General features: G+C 67.2%; 24 protein-coding genes. 12 read left to right on the forward strand and 12 right to left on the reverse strand.

The features are described 5' to 3' along the window. Nucleotides 1-52 precede the first annotated feature (52 nt). A complete protein-coding gene (locus OIK44_RS21300) occupies nt 53-691 on the forward strand; it encodes a class I SAM-dependent rRNA methyltransferase (protein WP_273673736.1) in 639 nt (212 codons plus the stop codon). Nucleotides 692-766: 75 nt separating this feature from the next. Here OIK44_RS21300 and OIK44_RS21305 read toward each other — a convergent pair whose 3' ends face one another. After that, nucleotides 767-2,041 (reverse strand): c-type cytochrome, encoded by a 1,275-nt coding sequence (locus OIK44_RS21305; protein ID WP_273673738.1) that lies wholly within the window; start codon nt 2,039-2,041, stop codon nt 767-769. A gap of 11 nt (nt 2,042-2,052) precedes the next feature. Then, nucleotides 2,053-2,784 (reverse strand): c-type cytochrome, encoded by a 732-nt coding sequence (locus OIK44_RS21310; RefSeq protein WP_273673739.1) that lies wholly within the window; start codon nt 2,782-2,784, stop codon nt 2,053-2,055. A gap of 131 nt (nt 2,785-2,915) precedes the next feature. Here OIK44_RS21310 and OIK44_RS21315 point away from each other — a divergent pair, with 131 nt between their 5' ends. Next, the gene (locus OIK44_RS21315; protein ID WP_337587213.1) at nt 2,916-4,328 is read left to right on the forward strand and encodes an aminotransferase-like domain-containing protein; all 1,413 of its coding nucleotides are present in this window, start codon (nt 2,916-2,918) and stop codon (nt 4,326-4,328) included. Nucleotides 4,329-4,346: 18 nt separating this feature from the next. Here the strand turns inward: OIK44_RS21315 and OIK44_RS21320 are convergent, their stop codons facing one another. After that, complete coding sequence (locus tag OIK44_RS21320; RefSeq protein WP_273673743.1) at nt 4,347-4,988, reverse strand: 3'-5' exonuclease; 642 nt, start codon at nt 4,986-4,988, stop codon at nt 4,347-4,349. A gap of 9 nt (nt 4,989-4,997) precedes the next feature. Continuing rightward, nucleotides 4,998-5,453: a ProQ/FINO family protein gene (locus OIK44_RS21325; protein WP_273673744.1), complete on the reverse strand. Its 456-nt coding sequence runs from the start codon at nt 5,451-5,453 to the stop codon at nt 4,998-5,000. 538 nt (nt 5,454-5,991) lie between these two features. On the opposite strand from OIK44_RS21325, the gene rpoD reads away from it, so the two are divergent. Next, nucleotides 5,992-8,484: an RNA polymerase sigma factor RpoD gene (gene rpoD, locus OIK44_RS21330; protein ID WP_273673746.1), complete on the forward strand. Its 2,493-nt coding sequence runs from the start codon at nt 5,992-5,994 to the stop codon at nt 8,482-8,484. A gap of 58 nt (nt 8,485-8,542) precedes the next feature. Here the strand turns inward: rpoD and OIK44_RS21335 are convergent, their stop codons facing one another. Together OIK44_RS21335 and ppc are read right to left on the reverse strand one after the other, a co-directional pair. Further along, nucleotides 8,543-10,516, reverse strand: coding sequence for a PAS domain-containing sensor histidine kinase (locus OIK44_RS21335; RefSeq protein WP_273673748.1), 1,974 nt, complete (start codon nt 10,514-10,516; stop codon nt 8,543-8,545). Nucleotides 10,517-10,687: 171 nt separating this feature from the next. Continuing rightward, nucleotides 10,688-13,525: a phosphoenolpyruvate carboxylase gene (gene ppc, locus OIK44_RS21340; protein WP_273673750.1), complete on the reverse strand. Its 2,838-nt coding sequence runs from the start codon at nt 13,523-13,525 to the stop codon at nt 10,688-10,690. Nucleotides 13,526-13,687: 162 nt separating this feature from the next. On the opposite strand from ppc, the gene hemC reads away from it, so the two are divergent. The 7 genes from hemC to OIK44_RS21375 all read left to right on the forward strand — a co-directional run bounded on the left by hemC (nt 13,688) and on the right by OIK44_RS21375 (nt 19,609). After that, on the forward strand, nt 13,688-14,650 hold the full coding sequence (hemC, locus tag OIK44_RS21345) for a hydroxymethylbilane synthase (protein ID WP_273673751.1): 963 nt from the start codon (nt 13,688-13,690) through the stop codon (nt 14,648-14,650). Then, nucleotides 14,643-15,428, forward strand: a complete 786-nt coding sequence (locus tag OIK44_RS21350) for a uroporphyrinogen-III synthase (protein ID WP_273673753.1) — start codon at nt 14,643-14,645, stop codon at nt 15,426-15,428. The genes hemC and OIK44_RS21350 overlap by 8 nt, the downstream gene beginning before the upstream one ends. Continuing rightward, nucleotides 15,425-16,567, forward strand: coding sequence for a uroporphyrinogen-III C-methyltransferase (locus tag OIK44_RS21355; RefSeq protein WP_273673755.1), 1,143 nt, complete (start codon nt 15,425-15,427; stop codon nt 16,565-16,567). The genes OIK44_RS21350 and OIK44_RS21355 overlap by 4 nt, the downstream gene beginning before the upstream one ends. Nucleotides 16,568-16,572: 5 nt before the next feature. Beyond that, entirely contained in the window at nt 16,573-17,769 is a 1,197-nt protein-coding gene (locus OIK44_RS21360) for a heme biosynthesis protein HemY (RefSeq protein ID WP_273673757.1), read from the forward strand. A gap of 118 nt (nt 17,770-17,887) precedes the next feature. After that, nucleotides 17,888-18,436 (forward strand): inorganic diphosphatase, encoded by a 549-nt coding sequence (ppa, locus tag OIK44_RS21365; RefSeq protein WP_273673758.1) that lies wholly within the window; start codon nt 17,888-17,890, stop codon nt 18,434-18,436. Between the two features lie 168 nt (nt 18,437-18,604). Then, nucleotides 18,605-19,240 carry an HdeD family acid-resistance protein gene (locus OIK44_RS21370; protein ID WP_273673759.1) on the forward strand — a complete coding sequence of 212 codons (636 nt, stop codon included), beginning with the start codon at nt 18,605-18,607 and terminating at the stop codon, nt 19,238-19,240. A gap of 27 nt (nt 19,241-19,267) precedes the next feature. Continuing rightward, a complete protein-coding gene (locus tag OIK44_RS21375) occupies nt 19,268-19,609 on the forward strand; it encodes a DUF5335 domain-containing protein (protein ID WP_273673761.1) in 342 nt (113 codons plus the stop codon). 14 nt (nt 19,610-19,623) lie between these two features. On the opposite strand, the gene OIK44_RS21380 is transcribed toward OIK44_RS21375, so the two are convergent. Then, nucleotides 19,624-20,766 (reverse strand): GNAT family N-acetyltransferase, encoded by a 1,143-nt coding sequence (locus OIK44_RS21380; protein WP_273673762.1) that lies wholly within the window; start codon nt 20,764-20,766, stop codon nt 19,624-19,626. Nucleotides 20,767-20,861: 95 nt separating this feature from the next. On the opposite strand from OIK44_RS21380, the gene OIK44_RS21385 reads away from it, so the two are divergent. Together OIK44_RS21385 and OIK44_RS21390 are read left to right on the forward strand one after the other, a co-directional pair. Further along, complete coding sequence (locus OIK44_RS21385) at nt 20,862-22,481, forward strand: NAD+ synthase (RefSeq protein WP_273673763.1); 1,620 nt, start codon at nt 20,862-20,864, stop codon at nt 22,479-22,481. A gap of 22 nt (nt 22,482-22,503) precedes the next feature. After that, the gene (locus OIK44_RS21390; protein WP_017876598.1) at nt 22,504-22,842 is read left to right on the forward strand and encodes a P-II family nitrogen regulator; all 339 of its coding nucleotides are present in this window, start codon (nt 22,504-22,506) and stop codon (nt 22,840-22,842) included. Nucleotides 22,843-22,887: 45 nt separating this feature from the next. Here the strand turns inward: OIK44_RS21390 and OIK44_RS21395 are convergent, their stop codons facing one another. The 5 genes from OIK44_RS21395 to OIK44_RS21415 form a co-directional block, all read right to left on the reverse strand. Beyond that, nucleotides 22,888-23,517, reverse strand: coding sequence for a trimeric intracellular cation channel family protein (locus OIK44_RS21395; protein ID WP_273673764.1), 630 nt, complete (start codon nt 23,515-23,517; stop codon nt 22,888-22,890). Nucleotides 23,518-23,600: 83 nt separating this feature from the next. Further along, nucleotides 23,601-24,020 carry a hypothetical protein gene (locus OIK44_RS21400; RefSeq protein WP_273673765.1) on the reverse strand — a complete coding sequence of 140 codons (420 nt, stop codon included), beginning with the start codon at nt 24,018-24,020 and terminating at the stop codon, nt 23,601-23,603. Then, nucleotides 24,017-24,418 carry a hypothetical protein gene (locus tag OIK44_RS21405; RefSeq protein WP_273673766.1) on the reverse strand — a complete coding sequence of 134 codons (402 nt, stop codon included), beginning with the start codon at nt 24,416-24,418 and terminating at the stop codon, nt 24,017-24,019. Before OIK44_RS21405 ends, OIK44_RS21400 begins: the two co-directional genes overlap by 4 nt. A gap of 81 nt (nt 24,419-24,499) precedes the next feature. After that, the gene (locus OIK44_RS21410) at nt 24,500-25,093 is read right to left on the reverse strand and encodes a TetR/AcrR family transcriptional regulator (RefSeq protein WP_273673781.1); all 594 of its coding nucleotides are present in this window, start codon (nt 25,091-25,093) and stop codon (nt 24,500-24,502) included. A 128-nt stretch (nt 25,094-25,221) separates the two neighbouring features. Then, nucleotides 25,222-25,872 carry a Smr/MutS family protein gene (locus tag OIK44_RS21415; RefSeq protein ID WP_273673782.1) on the reverse strand — a complete coding sequence of 217 codons (651 nt, stop codon included), beginning with the start codon at nt 25,870-25,872 and terminating at the stop codon, nt 25,222-25,224. Between the last annotated feature and the right edge of the window lie 3 nt (nt 25,873-25,875).

The raw sequence follows: 25,875 nt of genomic DNA on the forward strand, positions 1-25,875 counted from the left end.
CGCCACCCCGCAATACAGACCGGCCGGGGCCGGTCGATACCACTGGAATTACATGCTGATCATCACCATCAAACAGGGCAAGGAAAAGAGCTTGCTGGCAGGCGACCCCTGGATTTACGCGTCCGCGATCGAGCGCGTCGACGGCAAGCCGCAAGAGAAAATGAAGCCCGGCTCGACCGCGATCGTGCAGTCGTCGGCGAAAAAATTTCTGGCGCGCGCGGCCTATAACTCGAAGTCGCAGATCCGCGCCCGCGTCTGGACCTTCGACGAAGGCGAACCGGTCGACCATGCGCTGATCAAGCGCCGCGTCAAGGCGGCGCTGGAAAAGCGCGCCGCCAGCCTGAATACGGCCGGCGCCAACCAGCTGCTGGCGCTGGTCAAGGGCGAGGAAGATGGTTTGCCGGGTTTGCTGGTCGACCTGTACGGCGGCGCGGCCGGCTACCTGATCTGCCAGTTCCAGGCCGGCGGCGTCGACGCCTGGAAGGTGGCGATCGTCCAGGCCCTGATGGCCGGCACGGGTTGCGCCAATGTCTACGAGCGTTGCGACGAGTTGATACGCAAGGGCGAGGGCTTGCCGGTGACGCCAGGCGCGCTGGCCGGCGAGGAGCCGCCCGAGGAAGTCATGCTAAGTGAAAATGGCGTGCGTTTCGCCCTGGACCTGGCCACGGGCGCGCGCAGCAAGTTCCGCTAAGCGGGGCGCGGCGCAATGCAAAACAGCCCACCCGGCAGCGTCTGCCGGGTGGGCTGTTTGCTTATGTGCCCAGGCTCAATCCAGCGGCACGCTGCGGTAGCGGTTCACTTCCAGCGCCGACACGGCGCCGGCCTTGTTGCCCCAGGAGCTGCGCAGATAGGTGACGACGGCGGCCACTTCGGCGTCGCTGAGCAGCGGGCCGTAGGCCGGCATGCCGTAGGGGCGCGGGTTGCCGGCCGTGCCGGGCGCGAAGCCGCCGTTGAGCACGATGCGGATCGGGTTCACCGCCTCGGTCGTCGTCAGCGCGCGGTTGCCGGCCAGCGGCGGGTAGGCCGGCGGCATGCCCGTGCCGTCGGCGCGGTGGCATTCGACGCAGTGATTCTCATACAGCTTGGCGCCGGCCGCCAGTTGCGCCTTGGCCGCCGACGAGGTGTCCGGCTCCACCACGGCGCGCGGCTGGGCCGGGCCGGGCAGGGTCTTCAGGTAGACGGCCATGGCGTTGACGTCGGCGTCGTCCAGGTGCTGCAGGCTGGCCTGCACCACCTCGGCCATCGGCCCGAACACGGTGGCGCGCGGCGACACGCCGGTTTTCAGCAATTGCGCGATGTGGCCCGTGTCCCAGTCGCCCAGGCCGGCCTCGGCGTCCGAGGTCAGCGACGGCGCGTACCAGCCGAGGATGGGGATCAGGCCGCCGGACAGGCCCTCGTCGCTGGCGCCCAGCGGATTGCGGCTGCTGTGGCAGGCGCTGCAGTGGCCCAGGCCCTGCACCAGATAGGCGCCGCGGTTCCATTCGACGCTCTGGCCCGTCGCCTCGGCGTACACGGCCGGCTTGAAGTACAGCGCGCGCCAGGCCGCCAGCGCGATCGGCTGGTTGTAGGGGAAGCGCAGCTGATGCGGCAGATTGGCCTGTTTTTGCGCCGGCACCGACTGGAAGAAGGCGTACATGGCGTCGGCGTCTTCGCGCTTGACCTTGGTGTAATTGGTGTAGGGGAAGGCCGGATACAGCATGCGCCCGTCCTTCGACTTGCCGTTGTGCAGGGCGCGCCAGAAGTCGTCGGCGCTCCAGGCGCCGATGCCGGTTTCCCGGTCGGAGGTGATGTTGGGCGAGACGACGCTGCCGAACGGGGTCTGCAGCGCGCGGCCGCCGGCGTAGGCGGCGCCGCCGCGGGTGGTGTGGCAAGCCATGCAGTCGCCGGCCTTGGCCAGATAGGCGCCGCGGGCCACCAGGGCCTCCGGCGTCAGCGTGCTGGCGGCGGCCGGCGGGCCGATGTCGTCGGCCGGCCACAGCAGCAGCCGGGTGGCGCCGGCGGCGAGCAGAAGGGCGGCGGCAAGGGAAAGCGTTTTTTTCATGGGTACGGAAATCATTGTGGCACGCCGCCGCAGCGCAGGGGCAGCGGCAATTTGACGGCGGTGGCGGGGCGGGCGTCGGCCGCCGCGACTTGCGTGCCGAGCCAGCTGGAGACGGCGGCGATGTCGGCGTCGGACAGGCGATTGGCGACTTCGGACATGCAATCGGGCGCCTGGGCGCGGCGGGCGTGGTTTTTCCATGCGCCGAACTGGGCGTTGACGTAGTCGCGCGGCAGGCCCAGCAGGCCGGGGATGGCCGGCGCGACGCCGGTCAACTGCTCGCCGTGGCAGGCGATGCAGGCGGGCACTTTCTTGGCCGGGTCGCCCAGCGTGACGAGGCTGCGGCCCCGTTCCAGCATGGCGGCGGTGGCGTTGCTGGGCTGGGCCGGCGGCGCCGGCGGATGCTGCTCGGAGAAGTACTGGGCGATTTCGCGCAGATAGGCGTCCGGCATGTGCTCGATCATATACGTCATCAAGGGATACTGGCGGCGGCCGTCGCGGAAGTTCAGCAACTGGTTGTACAGATAGCCGGCCGGCTTGCCGGAAATGCGCGGGAAGAAGGCGTCGCTGCGCTCCTTGCTGGCGTGGCAGGCGGTGCACGCCATGATGCGCTGCGCCAGCGAGTCGGGCAGCACGGCCGGCGCCGCAGGCGCCGCCGCGGCGAACGCGGGCAGACCTGCGGCGAGGGCGAAGAGAAGCACGGCGTAGCGGGCGCGCCCGCGTGCCGGGCTTGAAAACATGTGCATGGAAATACCTATAAAATTGAATGCCGAGCGTACAGGCAGCGGGCACAAGGATATACTCCCGGACGGGAGAAAAACAGGCTCAGAAGCGGAATAAAACTACAGATCAGTTTGGTCGGATTGGATGGATGGGTTTGAAGCTTTACGAAGAACTGGCAGACGAAATCGCCGCAATGATTGCCAATAAACTGTTGCTGCCGGGCGAGCGCATCGCCTCGGTGCGCCAGCAGCATGTGCGCCGCGGCGTCAGCCCGGCCACGGTGTTCCAGGCCTATTATCTGCTGGAGGCGCGCGGCCTGATCGTCGCCCGGCCCCGCTCCGGCTATTACGTGGCGCCGCAGCGCGCCGCGCTGGCGCCCGAGCCGGAAGCGTCGCAGCCGGCCGGCGCCTCGACCCGGGTCGACGTCAGCGAGCTGGTGTTCGAGGTGCTGGGCGCGGCCGGCGCGCGCGACATCGTGCCCTTCGGTTCGGCCTTCCCCAGCCCGCTGCTGTTCCCGATGGCCAGGCTGGCGCGCTGCGTGGCCGGCAGCATGCGCCGCCTCGACCCGTGGAGCACGGTCGCCGACCTGCCCCAGGGCAACGCCGAGCTGCGCCGCCAGATCGCCCTGCGCTACCAGCGCGACGGCGCCCAGGTGGCCAGCGACGAGATCGTCATCACCAACGGCGCGCTGGAGGCGCTGAACCTGTGCCTGCAAGCCGTCACGCGGCCGGGCGACGCCGTGCTGATCGAGTCGCCCAGCTTCTACGCCGGCCTGCAGGCGCTGGAGCGGCTCGACCTGGTGGCCATCGAAATCGCCACCAGCCCGCGCGACGGCATCGACCTGGCGGCGCTGGCCGAGGCGCTGGCGCGGCACCGGCCGAAAGCCTGCTGGTTGATGACGAGCTTCCAGAATCCGCTGGGCGGCTTGATGCCGCCGGAAAAGAAGCGCGCGCTGGTGGCGCTGCTGGCCGAGCACGAGGTGCCCTTGATCGAGGACGACGTCTACGGCGAGCTGTATTTCGGCGCCCAGCGTCCCGCGCACAGCAAGAGTTTCGACAGCAAGGGGCTGGTCATGCACTGCAGCTCGTTTTCGAAAAGCCTGGCGCCGGGCTTCCGGGTCGGCTGGGCGGCGCCGGGGCGCTACGCCCGCGCCGTCGAGCGGCTGCGCCTGACCACCAGCCTGGCGGCGGCGCTGCCGTCGCAACTGGCGCTGGCCGACTATCTGGGGCAGGGCGCCTATGAGCGCCATTTGCGCCAGTTGCGCCTGGCGTTGGCGGGGCAGCAGCAGCAGATGCTCGAGGCGATCGCCGTGCACTTTCCCGCCGGCACGCGCGTGACGCGGCCGCAGGGCGGGTATTTTGTCTGGGTCGAGTTGCCCAAGGGCGTGGATGCGCTGGCGCTGCACCGCAGCGCGCTGCGGCATGGCATCAGCGTGGCGCCGGGGCCGATTTTTTCCGCCAACCGGGCCTTCGGCAATTGCCTGCGGCTTAATTACGGCCACATCTGGGATGAAACCCACGAGGCCGCCATTGCGACGCTGGGCCGGCTGGCCGCCGCCCAGCTGTGATCGGCCCGTGCGGCCCGCTCAGTCGGCGGTCCGGGCCGCCGCTTCGTGCGCCGATGCGGTCTTGCGCCTGGCCGGCGCCACCTTGCCGCCGTCGGCGATCCAGCGCCGGTACACCCGCAGCGCCACCTGGGCGTCGTCGGCCGCGTAGAGTATCTGTTTTTCGCTCAGGCGCGGCGTGGCCCAGTTGGTGGTGGAGATTTTTTTCGATTTCTGCAGGTGCAGGCCAAAAAACTTCGCCACGGCGCTTTTCGCGCCCAGGTCGTTGCGCTGGCCGCCGCGCAGCGCCACCGACAAGTCCAGCACCTGGGCCGGCGCGATGCCGAGCTTGTGGCGCAGGCGCTTGACGTCGTCGCTGAGGCCGAAGCCGACCTTCAGCGTCGTGGTCGATTCGAGGATGGCCTTGAGCACGTCGAGCGCCGGCGCGGCGCCGATCTGGAACAGGTAGGCGGTGTCGTCGGTGGCCAGCTGGATCAAATGCGGGCCGCTCGACGTCTCGCCTTTCAGGAAGGTCGGCTTGGACTCGGTGTCGAAGCCGATCGCGTCGGCCGCCAGCAGCGCGGCCAGGGCCGCGCTCGCGTCGTCGGCGTTGCGCACGAGGCGCACGTCGGCCAGCCGGATGCCCTGGTAGGGCGGGAGCGGCGGCGCCGTTTCGGTGCTCATCGGGGCGGATCAGCCCTTGCGGGAAAACTTCGCCGTCAACTGGCTCAGCTTCTCGGCGCGCACGCGGTTCGCTTCCTCGGCGGCGGCGGCGTCGCGTTCGGCTTTCTTGCGTTCGGCCTCTTTTTTGAAGCGCTGCTGCAACACCTGGCTCGCGTGGTCGCGGTGCACCTGGGTCACTTCGGCGCCGGGGGTGCCGTCGAGGTCATAGCGCACCTTGGCTTTTTCCATCACGCGCAGATAGCGCAGGGAGCCGGTGTGGATGCCCAGCGCCGTGCGCATCAACTTGCGGTCGAGTTCGGGCAGGCGCGCCAGCAATTGCTTGTCTATGCCGATGGACAAGGGCAGGCAGTCGCGGAAGGGCGCAAATTGTTCTTGAAATTGCTTGAGCAGGGAGCGCGCGGTTTGCGCCGGTGCGCCAGGCGCTGCAGGCTGAGGGGTGAGACTAGGCGTGTTCATCGACTTCATAGGTTAGGCTGGAAACGGGAGCATAGCACGCAAGAGGGGGGAGTGCATTGACTTTTATGGCAACAATGACTTTTTTGCCATGCTGTTTGATGGGCGCGGTGGCGCGGAAATGTGTATAATGTCGGCTTGCGCTGAATACTGGCTTGCGCCGTATCAGTAGTGCAGGGGATCAGAGCAGTCGCTTTCTCGCCACGTTATGGGGTTTATTGATGTCAGGTATCTGAACTGTCAATTATACTGATAACAGGGTCTGGGGCATAATCTCGCTCTCCTCTATTCTTCACTGAATAATAGATACAAGCCCGTTTTGGTAGCGGGCTTTTTTCATTCCGCAATGTATACCGCCAATTTATCTACACCTCCTTCAGCGCCGCCGCGCCGCAACGACGCTGCGCCGGCTTTGGGCATGCCGATGGATTGGCGCCGCCGCGCTTAGCCGGCGGCCGCAGCACACGCACCATCGAGTCCGATTCGCAGGCTTAGGTGGGATCATTCACTTCGCCGCGACCATGTGGTCTCGCATAGAGAGAGATATTTAATGAAAAATACGCCCAAAACATTAACGTTGTCGGCCAAGACGCCGCGCCCGGCCTCGGCGCAACTGGCGGTGCCCAAAACGACTCTATCTTACTTTATCGATAATGCGCAAGCGGATAATGCGCAGGCGCCCAGCAAGGTGACGGTCGTGAAGAAAACCCGCTCGCGCCTGGCCGCGGCCGCGGAATTGCCGGTCGAGGCCGCCGAAGCGGCCCCGGCGGCGGCCGAGCCGGCCGTCGCCAAGGTCGCCGCCGTCAAGCTGGCCCCGGCCGCGCGCAAGCCGAGCGACAGCGCCGCCACCGCCAAGGTGGTCGTCGCGGCGCGCGCCAAGGTCGTGCGCGCCAAGGCCGAGCCGGCGCCCGTCGTCATCGTCACCTCCGGTCCGGCCGTCAGCCAGACCACGGACGCCGACGCGTTGGCGGCAATCGACACATCCAACTATTTCCTGCCAACGGTGAAGGTGCCGGGCCGGCGCGGCCGCAAGCCGAGCGAATTCACGCCGGAAAACGACGAAGTGGCGGCATTGAACGCCGTCGAGCGCGCCGAGCTGAAGGCCGTCTCGAAAGCCCGCGACCGCAAGGCCAAGGGCGGCGTGGCCGACGCCTTGGCCGGCGACGCGGAAGCGACGGCGGCCGACCTGGAGCGGCGCCGCCAGCAGATCAAGGGCTTGATCAATATGGGCAAGGAGCGCGGCTTCCTGACCTATGCCGAGATCAATGACCAACTGCCGGAAAACATCATCGATCCGGAAGCGATCGAAGGCATCATCGCCACCTTCAACGACATGGGCATCGCCGTCTACGAGCGCGCCCCCGACGCGGAAAGCTTGTTGTTGACCGACAACGTCGCCACCGTCACGAGCGACGACGAAGTCGAGGCGGCCGCCGCGACGGCGCTGTCGACGGTCGATTCCGACTTCGGCCGCACCACCGACCCGGTGCGCATGTATATGCGCGAAATGGGCGCCGTGGCGCTGCTGACCCGCGAAGGCGAGATCGAGATCGCCAAGCGCATCGAGGGCGGCTTGAAGGACATGATCCAGGCCATCTCGGCCTGCCCGACGACGATCGCCGAGATCGTCGCGCTGTCGCACAAGATCGCCAAGGATGAAATCAAGGTCGACGAAGTGGTCGACGGCTTCGTCGACTTGAACGAGGCCAGCAACGCGCCGGCCCCGGTCGCCGCCGCGCCGGCCGCCGCCGCCGACGACGAGGAAGAGGAAGAAGTCGAGGAAGAGGACGGCGACGCCAATGGCGGCGCGGCCGGCTTCTCCAGCGAACAGCTGGCGCAACTGAAAAAGAACGCGCTGGAAAAATTCGCGACGATCTCCACCCAGTTCGACAAGATGCGCAAGGCGCCGGACGGCTACAATTCCAAGCCCTACATCAAGGCCCAGGAAGCGATTTCCCAGGAACTGCTGGGCATCCGCTTCACCGCCAAGGTCGTCGAGAAGCTGTGCGACACGCTGCGCGGCCAGATGGACGAGGTGCGCCACATCGAGAAGGCCGTCATCGAATTGTGCGTCAACAAATGCGGCATGCCGCGCGCCCACTTCATCAAGGTCTTCCCCGGCAATGAGTGCGACCTCGACTGGGTCGACGGCGAAGTCGACTGTAAGTATCCGTACAGCGCCATCCTGGGCCGCAACGTGCCGGCCGTCAAGGAGCTGCAAAAGAAGATGATTGACCTGCAGGCCCGCGTCGCCTTGCCGCTGGCCGACCTGCGCAAGATCAACAAGCAGATGGCCGCCGGCGAAAAGCGCGCCCGCCACGCGAAGCGCGAAATGACGGTCGCCAACTTGCGCCTGGTGATTTCGATCGCCAAGAAGTACATCAACCGCGGCCTGCAATTCCTCGACCTTATCCAGGAAGGCAACATCGGTTTGCTGAAGGCCGTCGACAAGTTCGAGTACCGCCGCGGCTACAAGTTCTCGACCTACGCGACCTGGTGGATACGCCAGGCCATCACCCGTTCGATCGCCGACATGGCGCGCACCATCCGCGTGCCGGTGCACATGATCGAGACGATCAACAAGATGAACCGCATCTCGCGCCAAATCATGCAGGAAACGGGCAGCGAGCCGGACCTGGCGACGCTGGCGATCAAGATGGAAATGCCGGAAAACAAGGTCCGCGAGATCATGAAGATCGCCAAGGAGCCGATTTCGATGGAAACGCCGATGGGCGAGGACGGCGATTCGCAACTGGGCGACTTCATCGAGGACAACACCACGCTGGCGCCGCTGGACGCGGCCTTGCACGCCTCGATGCGCAACGTCATCAAGGAAGTGCTGGACTCGCTGACGCCGCGCGAGGCGAAGGTGCTGCGCATGCGCTATGGCGTGGAAATGTCGAACGACCACACGCTGGAAGAGGTCGGCAAACAGTTCGACGTCACGCGCGAGCGCATCCGCCAGATCGAGGCGAAGGCGATGAGCAAGCTGCGCCAGCCGTCCCGCTCCGACAAGCTGAAAACCTTCCTGACGCAGAACTAAGCGTTCATGGCGTGTCGCCTAGGCGCCCCGCCTAGGCGCCCCGCCTAGGCGGGGCGCCTCAGCCTGCCTGGCTCAGGCGCGGGGCGCCCGGCGGCGGCGCCGCCGTGGCCACCACCGGCATCAGGATGGTCAGCGCCGTGCCGCTGTCCTTGCGGCTGTCGATCACCAACTCCCCTCCCAGCGCGCTGATGCGCTCCGTAATGCTCTTCAAACCATAGGAAGCCGCCTTGCCGTGGTCGCCCGGCTGGATGCCGATGCCGTTGTCGGCGATGACGATGGTGACCCATTGCGCGTTCAGGTTCAGCGACACTTCGACGGCGCTGGCGGCGGCGTGGCGCAGGATGTTGGCGAGCGACTCCTGGATGACGCGGAAGATGGCGGCCGTCTGGCGGTTGTCCAGCGTCGCGTTGGCGCTGTCGTCGAGGATGAACAATTCGTAGCGGATCGCGCTGCGCCGCTCGAATTGCTTGAGCAGCCATTCGACGGCCGCGCACAAGCCCAGTTCCAGCGTGCTCGGGTGCAGGTCGTTGATGATCGCCCGCACCGACTTGATCGTCGTGTCGATGGTTTCCAGCGCGCGCCCGACCTGCTGGTTCAGGCGCGGGTGCGTGCCGCCGGTGCGCGCGTGCAGCATCGACACGTCGATCTTCAGGGCCATCAGGTTTTGCCCCAGATCGTCGTGGATGTCGAGCGCGATGCGCTTGCGCTCCTCCTCCTTGATGGTTTGCTGGTGGTCGGACAACTCGCGCAATTGCAGCAGCGATTGCTGCAAGGCTTCCTCGTCGCGCTTGCGGTTGGTGATGTCGACGCTCATGGCGATCAGCAGCATCGGCTGGCCGGCGTCGTCATACAGCGGCTTCTTGTAGCACTGCACGAGCCGGCTTTCCTGCAGCAGGGCGTTCCACACCAGCTCCTCGCCCACCTGCAGGCGGCCGCTGGCGAAGGCGGCCCGGTCGTCGGCCAGGAAACCGTCCATCTGCTCGGGCGGGAAGAAGCCGTGGCCGCCCTTGCCCTGCAGGTCGGCGAAGCGCATGCCCCATTGCTGTTCGCAGGCTTCGTTCATCAGCACGATGCGCGACTCGGCGTCTTTCAGGAACAGCGCCAGCGGCATCATCGAGATGATTTCCTGCAAGCGCTTCTCGCTGTGGGCCAGCGCCCGCTGGGCCGCCTCGCGCTCGTCGATCTCGTCGCGCAGGAGCAGGTTGGCGTCGACCAGCTCGGCGGTGCGCAGGCGGATGCGGTTTTCCAGCTCGGTATGGGCGATGCCGAGGGCCTGCTCGGCCAGCTTGCGCTCGGTGATGTCGGTCATCATCACCAGCGCGCCGCAGACGGCGCCGTCGGCGTCGCACCGCAGGCGGCCGGCGACCAGCGCCCAGGCCGTCTTGCCATCCGCGCGCTGGTATTGCTGGTCGCGCGGGCTGACGTCGCCGCCGCGGTACAGGGGGCAGCAGCATTGCAGCGCCACCTCCGGCATGAAGGCGTTGACGGGCTGGCCGATCAGGTCGGGCAGTGCGCAGCCGATCAGCTCCGTCATGCGCCGGTTGGCAAAGACGATGCGGCCGCCGGCGTCGGTGATCCAGATGCCTTCCTGCATCGTGTCGACGATTTCACGGTAGCGCGCCTCGCTGCCCTGCAATTGCGCATGGGTGCTTTGGCGCGACAGGGTCAGGCTGCGCACGCGCAAGAGGATAAAGCTGAGCAGCGCCAACATCGTCACCAGCAGCGCGCCCAGCGCCATGCGCTCGCGGGTGTTTTGCTGCGCGGCCGCCAGTTTGGCGCGCGCCAGCACCGCCTGCTCGGCGCCGATCAGCGCGTCGATGCCGGCCTCGGCCGCCGCCGCGCCGCCGGCGCGCAAGTAGCCGCTGCGCCGCTGTTCCAGCTGTATCAGGCGTTCATGCGCGGTATCGACAGCCGTGGCGGCCGTGCGCGCCTGCATCATTTCGCGGCAGGTCAGCGCGCCCAGTGCGCTCAGCAGGACCAGGATCGCCGCCACGCCCGCCAGACTCCAGCTTTCAACCGACCATTTTCTCATTGGCGTCTTCCCGTGCCAGCCGCGGCACAAGCCGGAATCGGCGCTGTGGCCCCGCAAGGCGCGCGGCGGGCTGGGTGAGTGGCTATTGTAATGCCAGTTTTGCCAATTTTGATTTATTTTTAGATAATATTACCAGGGCCGGCGCCGCCGCGGCGGGCACCGGCCCAAGACTCAGCCGGTGTTGCGCAAGCCGGCCGCGACGCCGTTGATGGACAGGTGGATGCCGCGGTGAACCCGCTCGTCGGCCTGGCCGGGCCGGTCCGACAGCGCGCGGTGGCGCTTGATCAGCTCGACCTGCAAGTGGTTCAGCGGGTCCAGGTAGGCGAAGCGGTTCATGATCGAGCGCGCCAGCAGCGGGTTGCCGGCCAGCCGTTCGCGCTTGCCGGTGATCTGCTCCAGGCAGGCCAGCGTCAGCGCGTGCTCGGCGGTGATGCGGGCGAAGATGCGCTCGCGCAGCGCCGCGTCGGCCACCAGCTCGGCGTAGCGCGAGGCGATCGCCAGGTCGGTCTTGGCCAGCACCATGTCCATGTTCGACAGCAGCGTGGCGAAGAACGGCCATTCGCTGTGCATGGCGCGCAGCGTCGCCAGCTTGGCCTCGCGGGGCGGCCCGGCGGCGTCGTCGAGCCAGGCGCCGACGGCGCTGCCGAAGCCATACCAGCCCGGCAGCAGCAGCCGGCACTGGCCCCAGGAAAAGCCCCAGGGGATGGCGCGCAAGTCCTCGATGCGCTTGCTCGGCTTGCGCGAGGCGGGGCGCGAGCCGAGGTTCAGCTCGGCGATTTCGGCGATCGGCGTGGCGGCGAAGAAGTAGTCGGTGAAGCCCGGCGTGTCGTAGACCAGGTGGCGGTAAGCCTGGTAGGCGCGCGCCGACAGCTGCGCCATGACGGCCTCGAAGCGGGCCAGCCCGGCCGCGTGGGCCGGGTCGGCCGCCGGCGGCATCAGGCTGGCCTCCAGCGTGGCGGCGACCAGCAGTTCGAGGTTGCGGCGGCCGATGTCGGCGTTGGAGAATTTCGAGGCGATGATTTCGCCCTGTTCCGTCAGGCGGATCTGGCCGTTGACGGTGCCGGGCGGCTGCGCCAGGATGGCTTCGTAGCTGGGGCCGCCGCCGCGGCCGACCGTGCCGCCGCGGCCGTGGAACAGGCGCAGCTTGACGCCGGCCCGGGCGAACACGGTGACGAGCAGGGTTTCGGCCTTGTACAGCTCCCAGTTCGAGGTCAGGAAGCCGCCGTCCTTGTTCGAGTCGGAATAGCCGAGCATGACTTCCTGTAACTGGCCCTGGCGGGCGATCAGCGGCCGCACCTGGGGCAGGGCCATGACGCGGCCCATGATCTCGGCGGCGCGCTGCAGGTCGGGAATGGTTTCGAACAGGGGGATGACCATCAGGTCGAGTTCGCCGTCCGCGCCGTCGCCGCCGCGCAGCAGGCCCGTCTCTTTTTGCAGCAGCAGCACTTCGAGCAAGTCCGAGACGGTTTCCGTGTGCGAGATGATGTAGTTGCGGATGGCCCGCGCGCCGTAGCGCTGGCGGATCTCGCGCGCGGCGCGCAGGATGCCCAGCTCGCCGGCGGTTTCCTCGGAGTAGTCGAGATAGGGCGAGTACAGCAGGCGCGGCTGGGCCAGCTCGGCCAGCAGCAGGCGCTCCTTCTGCGCCTCGCTCAGCGCCGCGTAGTTGGCTTCGACGGCGGCGCGGGCGAACAGCTCGGCCAGCACGCGCTCGTGGACGTCGGAGGTCTGGCGCATGTCGAGCGAGGCCAGGTGGAAGCCGAAGATGTCGGCGGCCCGCCTCAGCGTCGCCAGGCGCGGCTTGACCAGCACGGCGCCGTGGTGCTCCTGCAGCGAGGCGACCAGCACCTGCAGGTCGGCGGCGAAGGCGGCCGCCTCGGCGTAGGGGGCGGCGGCGCCAACCTCCTTGCGCAGGATGTTGCTGGCGCCCAGCGCCCGCGCCGTCGCCGCCAGGCGCGCGTAGATGTTGATCAGGGCGCGGCGGTACGGCTCGTCGCTGCGGTGCGGCGAGGTGTCGGGCGATTGCTCGGCCAGCGCCTGCAGGGCCGGGCTGACGTCCGTCATCAAGGTCGAGATCGACAGTTCGGCGCCCAGCGCGTGCACCTCGTCGAGGTAAAAGTCGAGGATGGTGCTGGCGTGGCGCGCCAGCGCGTGGCGCATGGTGGCGGCGTTGACGTTGGGGTTGCCGTCGCGGTCGCCGCCTATCCAGCTGCCCATCTGCACATACGGCGCGGCGGCGCCTTGCCCCGGCTTGCCCGCCTGTTCCGGGTAGTGGGCGGCGATGTCGGCCTCGATGTCGTCGTACAGGCCGGGCAGTTCGCGCAGGAAGGTGATGCGGTAGTAGGACAGGGCGTTGTCGATCTCGTCGGCCACCGTCAGCTTCGAGTAGCGCAGCATGCGCGTCTGCCACAGCGTGGCGATGCGCGCGTGCAGCAGTTGCAGATTCGCCGCGCGCTCCTTCGGCGTCAGCGGCAGGTCGCGCTCGGCCAGCAGGCGGGCGATGTCGTGCTCGGCGTCGAGGATGCTCTTGCGCTGCACCTCGGTCGGGTGGGCCGTCAGCACCGGCGCGATCAGGGCGTCGGCGAAGAAGGTGGCGACGGTGCCGGCGCCGACGCCGGCCTGCTTGAGCCGCCCCAGCGCGAAGCCGACGCTGCCCGCCTGGGCCGGCGAGCCGGCCAGCAGGTGGGCGCGGCGGCGGCGGATGTGGTGCTGGTCCTCGGCGATGTTGGCCAGGTGGGAGAAATAGGAGAAGGCGCGCACCACGGCGATGGTTTGCTCGCGGCTGAGCCGCTTCAGCATCGCGTCGAGCTCGGCGGCGGCGCTGGCGTCGGCCTCGCGGCGGAAGCGCACGGCCGTCTGGCGTATCGTCTCGACGACGGCGAACACGGCCTCGCCCTCCTGGTCGCGCAGCACCTCGCCGAGCAGGCGGCCGAGCAGGCGGATGTCTTCTTTCAGGGGCGCGTCCTTGTCGGCGCCGGCTGGCACGTCTGTAACAGTAGCTTCTTTAACCATGTGATGGACCATTTAATGTGATTGCGTGGTGCAAAAGGCGGATGGCCACGGTCTGCAGGGGAGGCGCATGATAAAATTTGTGATCTTAAACATGTGCACATAACTGGTGTCCACCGGTTAGGGTCAACGACAGCGAAAGAACTTGTTTTGAAAGCATCCGATTTGACACTGAATATTCCGGCCAGACTGGTCATCGCTTCGCGCGAAAGCCGGCTCGCCATGTGGCAGGCCGAGCATGTGCGCGCGCGCTTGGCTTTATTATATCCGCAGTGCCGCGTCGAGATTCTCGGCATGACCACGCGCGGCGACCAGATCCTCGACCGCGCCCTGTCCAAGGTCGGCGGCAAGGGTTTGTTCGTCAAGGAGCTGGAAGTGGCGATGGCCGAGGGCCGCGCCGACCTGGCCGTGCATTCGCTCAAGGACGTGCCGATGGACTTGCCGGCCGGCTTCCGCCTGGCCGCCATCCTCGAACGGGAAGACCCGCGCGACGCCTTCGTGTCGAACGACTACGCCAGCCTGGCCGATTTGCCGGCCGGCAGCGTCGTCGGCACCAGCAGCCTGCGCCGCCAGTCGCTGATCGCGGCGCGCCACCCGCAACTGGTGATCAAGCCGCTGCGCGGCAACCTCGACACCCGCCTGGGCAAGCTCGACCGCGGCGAATATGCCGCCATCATCCTCGCCGCCGCCGGCTTGAAGCGGCTCGGCCTGCCGCAGCGCATCCGCGCGCTGCTGGACCCGGAACTGAGCCTGCCGGCCGCCGGCCAGGGCGCGATGGCCATCGAGATCGCCGAGCGCGACGACGGCGTCGACCTGCTGCGCCTGCTGGCGCCGCTGAACCACGCGGCCACGGCGCAAGCCGTGGCGGCCGAGCGCAAGGTGTCGAAGGTGTTCGGCGGCAGTTGCCAGATTCCCCTGGCCGCCTACGCCACCGTCGACGGCGCCGTGCTGCGCCTGCGCGCCATGGTCGCCACGCCGGACGGCGCGCGCATGGCCAGCGCCGACGTCAGCGGCGCCGCCGCCGCGCCCGAGCAGGTGGGCGAGCAGGCGGCCGACTTGCTGCGTCAGCAAGACGCCGCCGGCATACTCGCCAGTTGCGCCGTGCTGCCGGACGCGCCGGATGCCTGATACCGTCGTGATCACGCGGCCGCTGGCGCAAGCCGGGCCGCTGGCTGAGCGGGTCGCCGCGCTGGGCCGGCCGGTCGAGCTGCTGCCGCTGCTGGAAATCCATGCGCTGGCCGACCAGGCCGCGCTGGCGCTGGCGCTGGCCGACCTGCGCGCCTACGCGATGGTGGCCTTCGTGTCGCCGAACGCCATCGACGCCGCCTTCGCCCACATCGATGCCTGGCCGGCCGGCGTCACGCTGGCCGTGCTGGGCGAGGGCAGCCGCGCGGCCTTGGCGGCGCACGGCGTCACGCCCGCCTGCGCCGACATCGTCAGCCCGCATGACGCGGCCAGGAGCGACTCCGAGCATTTGCTGGAAAGCCTGGACCTGGCCCGCCTGCGCGGGCGCCGCGTGCTGATCGTGCGCGGCGACGGCGGCCGCGAACTGATGGGCGAGGGCTTGCGCCGGGCCGGCGTCGAGGTCCGCTTCGTCACGGCCTACCGGCGCGCCGTGCCGGCGCTGACGCCGGCGCTGGCGGCGACCCTGCGCCGCCTGCTGGCGCAGCGCAACGACTGGGTCATCACCAGCTCGGAAGCCCTGCGCGGGCTGATGGGCTTGCTGGCGGCGCTGGACGGCGAGGCCGCCGGGGCGCAGCACAACGTTGCAAAAATGCAACAACAACATTTAATCGTCCCCCACGCCCGCATTGCACAAACGGCAAGCGATCTGGGCTTTACCCGCTTGACACTGACAGGTTCAGGCGACGAACGGGTGCTTGCCGCGTTACAATCACGACCATGAACGACATGCCTACCCTACCCGAAACGAGTGCGCCCCCGGGCGCCGCCGCCAACGCCGCCGCTCCGGCGGTCGAGCCGAGCAAGCCGGCCGCCGCGCCGGCCCTGAGCGACACGCTGCAAAAGCCGCTGACCATCGCCGTCATCACGCTGGCGATTTTGCTGGCGGCGCAGACCTGGTCGACCCACAACCAGGTGCGCAGCCTGCGCGAGGACGTCGCGCGGCGCCTGCAAAAGGGCGACGCCAGCAACGCCGACACGGGCACGCTGGCGCGCACCGTGCAGGACGCCACCAAGGAATTGCAATCCAAGGTGAGCCTGCTGGAAAACCGCCAGACCGAGGCGCAAAGCCAGCAGCTGGCGCTGGAGCAGCTCTACAACGACCTGTCGAAGAACCGCGACGAATGGGCGCTGGCGGAGATCGAGCAGGTGCTGTCGACGGCCAGCCAGCAGCTGCAACTGGCCGGCAACGTGCCGGGCGCGCTGATCGCGCTGCAAAACGCCGACCGCAGCCTGTCGCGCTCGGACAAGCCGCAATTCATCACGATCCGCCGCGCCATCGCCAAGGACACGGAAAAACTCAAGGCGCTGCCGAGCGTCGACGCGATCGGCGTGGCGCTGCGCCTGGACGCGGTGATCGCCCAGGTCGACTCGCTGCCGATGCTGGCCGACGAAAAACCGGTGCTGCCGGCGCCCAAGCCGGCCAAGGCCAAGCCGGCCGGCAAGGGCGCCGTGGCGCCCGCCGCCGCGCCGGCCAGCCCGTGGCTGCTGAAGCTGGAGGAGCTGTGGGACGGCTGGAGCAGCGAAATGTGGGCCGACGTGCGCCAGCTGATCCGCATCCGCAGCGTGGCCACGCCGGACGCGCTGATGCTGTCGCCGACGCAAGCCTATTTCCTGCGCGAGAACGTCAAGCTGCGCCTGCTCAACGCCCGCCTGGCCCTGCTGGCGCGCAACGAGACGGCCTTCCGCAACGACTTGATCGCGGCCCAGGACGCGCTGGTGAAGTATTTCGACACCCGCGCCAAGCCAACCCAGACGGCGCAGGCGTTGCTGCGGCAAGTACAGGCAAGCAATCTCGCCATCGAGATGCCGACCTTGTCCGACAGCCTGAACGCCGTGCGCAACTATAAAGCGAAGCCCTAAGCCCCATGCGTCTATTTCTCTGGTTACTCGCGCTGATGGCCACGGCCATCGGCATCGCCGTGACGGCCCGTTTCAACCCCGGCAACGTGGTGCTGTTCTATCCGCCATACCGGATGGACCTGTCGCTGAACTTCTTCCTGTTGCTGCAGGCGCTGCTGTTCGTGCTGCTGTACCTGGCCATCCGCGCCTTCCGCGCCACCGTCAGCATGCCGGGCCGCGTCGCCGCCTACCGGCTGCGCAAGCGCGAGCGCGACGCCAACAAGGGCTTGCGCGAAGCCTTGAAGGGACTGTTCGAGGGCCGCTTCGGCCACGCCGAAAAAGCCGCGTTGCGCGCCGCCGACCTGCCCGAGAACGCCGGCCTGGCCGCGCTGATCGGCGCCCGCGCCGCGCACCGCATGCGCCAGACCGAGCGGCGCGACGTCTGGCTGGCCAAGGTGGGCGGCGACGCCGCGCTGAAGACGGCGCGCCTGATGACGATGACGGAACTGCTCGTCGACGACCACCAGCCCGAGGCGGCGCTGGAAGCCGTGCGCGAACTCAATGCCAGCGGCACGCGCCACATCCACGCCCTGCAATGGTCGCTGAAGGCCCAGCAGCAGGCGAAAAACTGGCCGGAAGTGCTGCGCCTGGTGCGCTCGCTCGACAAGCACCGCGCCCTGCACCCGGCGCTGTCCTCGCGCCTGCGCGAACTGGCCTATGAAGACTTGCTGTCGGACCGCTCGCACGACGCCGAATCCGTGATGCGGGTCTGGTCGACGGTGCCGGGCGCCGACCGCATCAAGCCCTATGTCGCCTGCCGCGCCGCCACGGCCCTCAACGAGCGCGGCCTGCACGACGAGGCGCGCCTGGTGGCCGAGGAGGCGCTGGAAGCGAACTGGGACGAGCGCGTCGTGCGCGCCTACCGCGACGCGGCGGCGCCGGCCGGCTCGCCGGCCCTGCTGGCACAGATCGAACATTGCGAGCGCTGGGTGCGGCAACGCCCGACCGACGCGGAACTGGCCTTGACGCTGGGCGCCCTGTGCCTGAAGCAAAAGCTCTGGGGCAAGGCCCAGCGCCACCTGGAACAGGCGCTGTCGGACGCCGGCGACGCGCGCATGGTGCGCGAAGCCCATTTGAAACTGGCGCAACTGCACGACGCCTTGCAACAGCCGGACGAGGCGGCGGCCCACTACCGCCAGTGCGCGCTGGCGACCATCCTGTAAGCGCGGCCCGTTTTTCGCACGAAGAACGGGCCGTTTTGCTTGCTGCGCCGCACAAAGCGACGCCGCTTCGCTATAATTACGCCATTACAAAATATTGTCCGCAAACTGAGGAATCCCCATGAGTCTGAACAAAGTATCCGCCGGCCGCGACCTGCCGAACGATTTCAACGTCATCATTGAAATCCCGATGAACGCCGACCCGATCAAGTACGAAGTCGACAAGGAAAGCGGCGCGATCTTCGTCGACCGCTTCATGGGCACGGCCATGCACTACCCATGCAACTACGGCTACGTGCCGAACACCCTGTCCGACGACGGCGACCCGGTCGACGTGCTGGTCATCACCCCGTTCCCGCTGATCCCGGGCGTGGTGGTGCGCTGCCGTCCCATCGGCGTGCTGAAAATGACCGACGAAGCCGGTGAAGACGCCAAGGTGCTGGCCGTGCCGGTCGACAAAGTGCTGTCGATCTACAGCCACTGGCACAAGCCGGAAGACCTGAACGAACTGCGCCTGCGCCAGATCCAGCACTTCTTCGAGCACTACAAAGACCTGGAAAAAGGCAAATGGGTGAAGATCGACGGCTGGTACGGCCCGGAAGACGCGAAAGCGGAAATCCTCAACGGCGTCGCCTCGTACAAGAAGAGCGAGGAAGCGGCCGGCGCCTAAGCACGCCGGCAACGCCGCCCACAACGCACCCGGCGCTCAACGCGGGTGCGTTTTTTTACGTCCGGACTTTGCCGCCTCCATGAGGCCGATCAAACCCCGCCGGCGGCGCGCGGAACCCGCGCCCTCCGCCGCACTCTGACACTGTATCGCCCAGTCCCGGAGTCTGCCATGTCATCCCTGCCCATGCTGATGCGTTCATGGTGGATACTCGCCCTGCGCGGCGCCATCGCCGTGCTGTTCGGCCTGTTCGCGCTGGCCACGCCCGGCGTGACGCTGCTCTCCCTCATCGCCGTGTTCGCCGTCTACGCCTTGCTGGCCGGCGCCGTGGCCATCGCCGGCGCGCTGCGCAACCGCCGCGGCGCCGCGGACTGGTGGCTGCTGTTGCTGATGGGACTGGTCAGCGTCGGCGCCGGCGTACTGGCAGCCCGGCATCCGGCCCTGACGGTGCTGGCGCTCCTCATCGTCATCGGCGTCAACGCCATCGTCACCGGCGTGCTCGACCTTGCGCTTGCCGTGCGGCTGCGCAAGGTCATCGGCGGCGAATGGCTGCTGATACTCAGCGCGGCCACGGCCATCGTCTTCGGCCTGCTGATCCTGGCCTACCCCGGCGCCGGCGCGCTGGTGCTGGTGTGGCTGATCGGCGCCTACGCCCTGCTGACGGGTCTGCTGTACCTGGCGCTGGCCTACCGCGCCTACTCTTTCGCCGCGCCGCGTCCGGCGGCGCAGGGCGGCGCGGCGCCGGAGGCCGCGCCGAAAGCGGAGCGCCGCGTCGCCGAGCGGCGCATGAAGCCGGCGGCCTGCTAGCGGGCCGCTCACTGTGGAGGAGGGGGTATGACGATAGCGAAGATTGACAAGCCAAACTGGCATGACTACTTTGGGCGCATCTCGAAAACGCTGGTCGGCAAGAACGCCGAACTGGAGGTGGACGCGCTGGAAATCGGCAGCCAGCTTGAGGCGGACTGGGTGCCGCTGCTCGGCATCGTCTACGATCCGGCCAGCGACATTCTGGCGGTCATGGTCGAGGGCCTGGATCACATGATACGGCACCCGCAAACCCTGTACGTCGACATGCTCGGCAGCGAATTGCTGAGCATGGAAGTGAACGACGCCGACCATTTCCGCCACATCATCAAGCTGCGCGACCCGCTGCTGCTGGCGGCGCCGCATGGCTGAGGTCGGCGTCCTTGCTACGTGCTTGCCTGCCGGAAGGGATTGCGGTCGTTCAACTCGTCGATATAACTGTCGATGCCGCCGCGCTCGCGCTCAAGAAAGCGTTCGATGGCGTCGGCGAAAGCCGGATGGGCCAGCCAGTGCGCCGACCAGGTTTTTTGCGGCAGAAACCCCCGCGCCATCTTGTGCTCGCCCTGGGCGCCGCCCTCGAAAGTGGCGATCTTGTGCGCGATGCAAAATTCCAGCGGCTGGTAATACGCCGTCTCGAAGTGCAGGCAGGGCACATGCTCCAGCGCCCCCCAATAGCGGCCGAACAGGGTGTCGTCGCTGTGGATCAGCAGCGAGGCGGCAATGTCCCTGCCATTGCGCGCGGCGATGACCAGCAGTATATTCTGCGGCATCGCGGCGCCGATGCGCAGGAAAAAGTCCAGATTCAAGTACGGCGAGGAGCGGTGTTCGGCATAGGTGTTCGCGTAGCAGCGGTGGAACAGGCGCCAGTCCGCTTCGCCGGCGTCGGCGCCGCGCACCTGGCGCATCGTCACGCCGGCTTCGGCCACCTTGCGCCGCTCGGCGCGGATATTTTTGCGCTTCTTGTGCTCCAGGGTGGCCAGAAACGCCTCGAAGTCCCGGTAGCCCGGATTCAGCCAATGGAACTGCACGCCGCTGCGCAACATGAAGCCGGCCTCCTGCAGTTGGCGCGCCTGCGCCTGCGGCGCGAACAGCACATGGCTAGACGACATGCCGGCCGCTTCCTGCTGCGCGCACAGCAGCTCGACCAGCGCGGCGCGGGCGGCGGCGTCGCGCGCCAGCAGGCGCCCGCCCGCCACCGGCGTGAACGGGATCGCCGACAGCAGCTTGGGGTAGTAGTCGAGCCCGTTTCTCTGGTAGGCGTCGGCCCAGGCCCAGTCGAACACGTATTCGCCGTAGGAATGCGACTTGACGTACAAGGGCATCGCCGCCGCCAGCGTGTCGCCTTGCCATAGCGCCAGATATTGCGGCTGCCAGCCCGTGTCCGGCGCCACGCAGCCCGACGCGTGCAGTGCGTGCAGGAAGGCGTAGGACAGGAAGGGATTGCCGTCCCGCTGGGTGGCCAGCAGCGCCGACCACGCCGGTGCGCCAATTTCAGCCAAAGAAGAAACGATACCCGTGCGATAATTCATTTTTGTCGGTCAGCATTCACCAGCCATGTTCGGGCCGCTGTTCGCCCTTGGGACCCGTCCCGCTTTACTCACTCGAATTTACCATTATTGCCATCATGACAGTCAAAGTCGCAATCGCTCAAATGAACAGTACCGTCGGCGATCTGGCCGGCAACCGCGCCAAGATCGTCGATGCCTGCCGCCGCGCCCACGAAGCGGGCGCCGATATCGTGCTGACCCCGGAATTGTCGCTGGTCGGCTATCCACCGGAAGACCTGTTGCTGCGCAGCGCATTTTACGCAAAAACCCAGGAAACGTTTGCCGCACTGGCCCTGGAGCTGGCGCAGTTCAAGGATGTGCACGTCGTCGTCGGCCTGCCGGTGATGGAGGAGGGCAGCGACAGGCGCTACAACGCCGCTGCGGTGCTGGTCAACGGCGAGGTGCTGGGCACCTACCGCAAGCACGATTTGCCGAATACCGCGGTGTTCGATGAAAAACGCTATTTCGCCTCGGCCGACCGCGCGCTGGTGTTCGCCGTCAAGGGCGTGCGCTTCGGCGTCAATATTTGCGAGGACACCTGGTTCGAGCACGCGCCCGGCCGCGCCAGGGAGGCCGGCGCGCAAGTGCTGCTGGTGCCGAACGGCTCGCCCTACCATATGAACAAGCAGCACTTGCGCTATGAAACCATGCGCAAGAACGTCTGCGCCCAGGGCATGGCGCTGGTGTACGCGAACCTGGTCGGCGGCCAGGACGAGTTGATCTTCGACGGCGATTCCTTCGTCATGGACCAGGACGGCACGATTTGCGCCCAGCTCAAGCATTTTGAGGAAGACTTGCAAGTGGTCGCCTTCGACGGCGCGCGGCCGCAACCGGGCGCGCTGGCGCCGGCCCTGTCGATCGAGGCCCAGGTTTACCAGGCGCTGGTGCTGGGCGTGCGCGACTACATCGGCAAGAACGGCTTCCCGGGCGTGCTCATCGGCATGTCGGGCGGCGTCGATTCCGCGCTGACGCTGGCCGTCGCCGTCGACGCGCTGGGCGCCGACAAGGTGCGCGCCGTGATGATGCCGTCGCCGTACACGGCCGACATCTCGTGGATCGACTCGCGCGACATGGTCAAGCGCCTTGGCGTACGCTACGATGAAATCGCGATCAACGCGGCCTTCGACGCCTTCCGCGCCACGCTGGCGCAGGAATTCGCCGGCCTGGCCGAGGACGCCACGGAGGAAAACATCCAGGCGCGCATCCGCGGCACCATCCTGATGGCGCTGTCGAACAAGCACGGCAGTATTGTGCTGACGACGGGCAACAAGAGCGAGATGGCGGTCGGCTACTGCACGCTGTACGGCGACATGGCGGGCGGCTTCGCCGTGATCAAGGATATCGCCAAGACCCTGGTGTACCGCCTGTGCGCCCACCGCAACGGCGTGTCCGACGTGATTCCGCAGCGCATATTGACGCGCGGACCGTCGGCCGAGTTGCGCCCGGACCAGCTGGATCAGGATTCGCTGCCGCCCTACGAGGTGTTGGATGCGATCATGCAAATGTATATGGAAGAGAATCGTCCGATCGCCGACATCATCGCCGCCGGCTATCCGCCGGCCGACGTGGCAAGGGTGACCCGCCTGATCAAGATCAACGAATACAAGCGGCGCCAGTCGCCGGTCGGCATCCGCGTGACGCACCGCGGCTTCGGCCGCGACTGGCGCTACCCGATCACCTCGAAATTTTACGAATAACCATCACCCTAGGGAGAGCTCCATGAAACAGATTACCGCCGTTATCAAACCGTTCAAGCTCGATGAGGTGCGCGAGGCCCTGGCCGAAGTCAATGTGACGGGCCTGACCGTGACCGAAGTGAAGGGTTTCGGCCGCCAGAAGGGGCACACCGAGCTGTACCGTGGCGCCGAATACGTCGTCGACTTCCTGCCGAAGGTGAAGGTGGAAGTGGTCGTCGACGACGGCATGGCCGAGCAGGTGGTCGACGCCATCATCAAGGCCGCTCGCACCGGCAAGATTGGCGACGGCAAGATTTTCGTCCAGGATGTCGAACAGGTGATCCGCATCCGCACCGGCGAAACCGGCCCGGACGCGGTCTAAGCGGGCCGCGAAGCGCCTAGCGAAGCGCCCCGCGCCTGGCGGGCGCTAGCGGCCCAGGCGCATATCGAATTTCCAGGTCAGCAGGCGCATGACGGTGATCGCCGTCGCGCTGGTCCACAGGGCCACGTCGGCGGCCACGCCGAAATGCTTTTGCGCCAGGTACAGCCAGCAGCCGATGAAGGCGCAGATGGCATATGGCTTGCCGTCGCGCAGCACCATCGGCACCTCGTTGCAGACGATGTCGCGCAGCACGCCGCCGAAAATCCCCGTAATCACCCCCATCATCGAGGCGATGAACAGCGGCATGCCCGCGCGCAGGGCCTCGGACACGCCGGCGATGGCGAACAGGCCCAGGCCGATGGCGTCGGCGATGACGATCAGGCGCTCCGAGACGATCTGCCGCAGGGTGCGGATCAGCGGCGCGGCGATCAGCGCCAGCACAAAGGTCAGGATGGCGTATTCCTGGTGGGCGACCCAGAACAGCGGGCGCTTGTCGAGCAGGATGTCGCGCAGGGTGCCGCCGCCGAACGCGGTGATGAAGGCCACCGTGAACACCCCGACCAGGTCCATGCGCTTGCGGCGCGCCTCGATGAAGCCGGAGAAGGCGCCGACCAGGATGGCGATGACCTCGATGGCGCGAATCAGCGAGCCGGGGGGCAGATGGGGAGGCATCATGGGCGGACGAAGGGGCGAATAGATAATGCCCATAGGTTAACATGCGGGGGCCCCGAACGGGGCCGCATTATGCCGCCCTGGTTTTATAATCGCGCCCACACCTGCGTCAGGCCGAGCAAATGCACGACGCCGTAGCCGATGCAGATCAGCGAACTCCACACGGTGAAGGCGTCGAGCGTGTCGCGGGCAAAGAGCCATAGCGGCACCAGGACCAGGCCGCGCAAGAGGTACACCGCCGTAATCAGGCTCAGGCAGAGCGGCGCAAAGGGCAGCCGGGCGATGGCGCCCGCGCCCGACAGCGCATACGCGGCCCACAGCGCCAGCACGGCGGCAATGCCGGAGGTGACGACGGTCGGATACAGTTTGCCGGCGGCCGCGGCGCTGGCCATGCGCTCGCCGGCGCCGAAGAAGCGATACCACGAGGCGCCGCCGGCAATGATGGCCGCATGCATGAGCGAGGCGATGGCGTTCAAGGCCGCCGCCGCGATGAGCCAGGCGTTCATCGCGTGGCTGCCTGCGCGGGGCGCGCGTTGCCCCACAGGCCCAGCAGGCCCACCGGCATTAACAGCACCCATTGGGGCAGGGCGAGCAGCATGGCCGGGCCGGCGTAGACCAGCGACACGACGATAAACACCAGGCCAAATCCCAGCCACATCGAGGATATCAGCGTGACCGTGCTGCGCTGCGATGCATCCTTGCTGCGGGCGGCCATGAAGAGCGATGCGGCGGACAAGATCAGCGCCACGGTGACCAGGTGCCAGCATGCATACAGTAGCAAGATCACTTCCTGGGGCAGCTGCGATTGCATCAGCGGCATGCTGATCTCCAGCGTACCGCGAAAGGTATGCAGCGCGGCGGTAAATCCGGCAAGCGAAGCCGTGGCAAGTAAAATCCGATTCATGTGTGCTCCTTTTAGAGAGGGGGGATGCATGGGCGGGCCGACCGCCGCGCAGCTGGCCGGCGAGGGCGGAAAGGCGTGGGGCTAGGCCGGCAGGCGCGCGATTGCCTCCGGGGTCATCAGTCCGATAAAGCGGCGCAACATGCGCATCATGTCTTCCTCCTGGCCGTCGGGGAACACGTAAAACATGCCCACGAACGTCGCATATTCGATACGGGCCAGGTCGAGGGCGTCCGTGTGGTCGCCGTCGTCGCGCAGTTCGGCAATCAGCCCGGCAAGGTAGGCGATGCGGCGCTGGTCGATGTTGCCGAGCCTGTGCTTGACCAGCGCATTGCGCGCAGCCCATTGCCGCATGGCCCGCTCGACCCTGGCGTCGAGCGCCAGGGCCAGTTTGGCCAGCATCATGCGCCGCTCCTGCGCCGTGCTTTGCTGGTCGACGGCGCGTATCAGCCCCGCAGTGTGCAATTCCTGCCAATGGTCCAGCAGCGCCTCGGCGTAGCTGCCGACATCGGCGAAGTGGTGGTAGAACGATCCCTTGGAGCGCCCCACCGCCGCACATAGCTGATCTATCGTGAGGGCGTCGGCGCCGCTGTTGGCCAGCAGCGTCAGGCCGGCGCCGAGCCAGGCAGTGCGTGGTTGGCGTGTCGTGCTGCTGCTTGCGGGGGCTGAATGGGGCATATGGACATGATCTCAAGTTATATACTATACGGTATAGTATGCTTCTGGAAAAAGCAAGCGCGGCGCGCGTGGAAATGACCGGGGAAGGGGAGGGGGGGCGGCTTGGCGGCGGACGCCAAGCCGGGATCTTACAGCGGCTGCAGGGCCGCTTGCAGCAGCACGACAAGGGCGCCGTCGCCGCCTTCGGAGCGGCGCGCCACGCAAAAGGCGACGACTTCGTCCTTTTGCACCAGCCAGCTGTGGACCATCGATTTGAGTACCGGTTCCTGGCCTTTCGAGCCCAAACCCTTGCCGTGGATGACGCGCACGCAGCGCAGCTTGCGCCGCGTCGCCTGGCGCAGGAATTCGCCGATGCCGTCGCGGGCGTTGTCGCGGCGCAGGCCGTGTAGGTCGATTTCGTCCTGGATCGGCCAATGCCCCTTGCGCATCTTGCGCACGACGTCAGGGCCGACGCCGGGCCGGGTGTAGCTCAGCGCCGGGTCTTCGTCCATCAGCGCGTCGACCTCGAACAGGTCCGACAGCGATTCGCGCAGCACGGCGCGGTCGTCCTCCTCCTGCTGGCGCGGCGTCAGCGGGGCGGCCGGCGCGGCCGGCGCCAGCCTGTCCCGCTGTGGCATCGGCGCAACGTTGCCCATGCTGTTGCGAAACAGATTGTTTTCATGGGCCGCCACGCGCTCGCGCTTGGCCCGTTCGGCGCTGGCGACGGCGCGCGCCTCCTCCTGATCCTTGAGGGTGTTGCGCAAGGATTTCAGGTCGGCAAAAGTTTTCAAGGACGACATTGC

The organism is Janthinobacterium fluminis (assembly GCF_028595325.1).
In the GTDB taxonomy this organism is placed as follows: Bacteria; Pseudomonadota; Gammaproteobacteria; order Burkholderiales; family Burkholderiaceae_D; genus Janthinobacterium; species Janthinobacterium fluminis.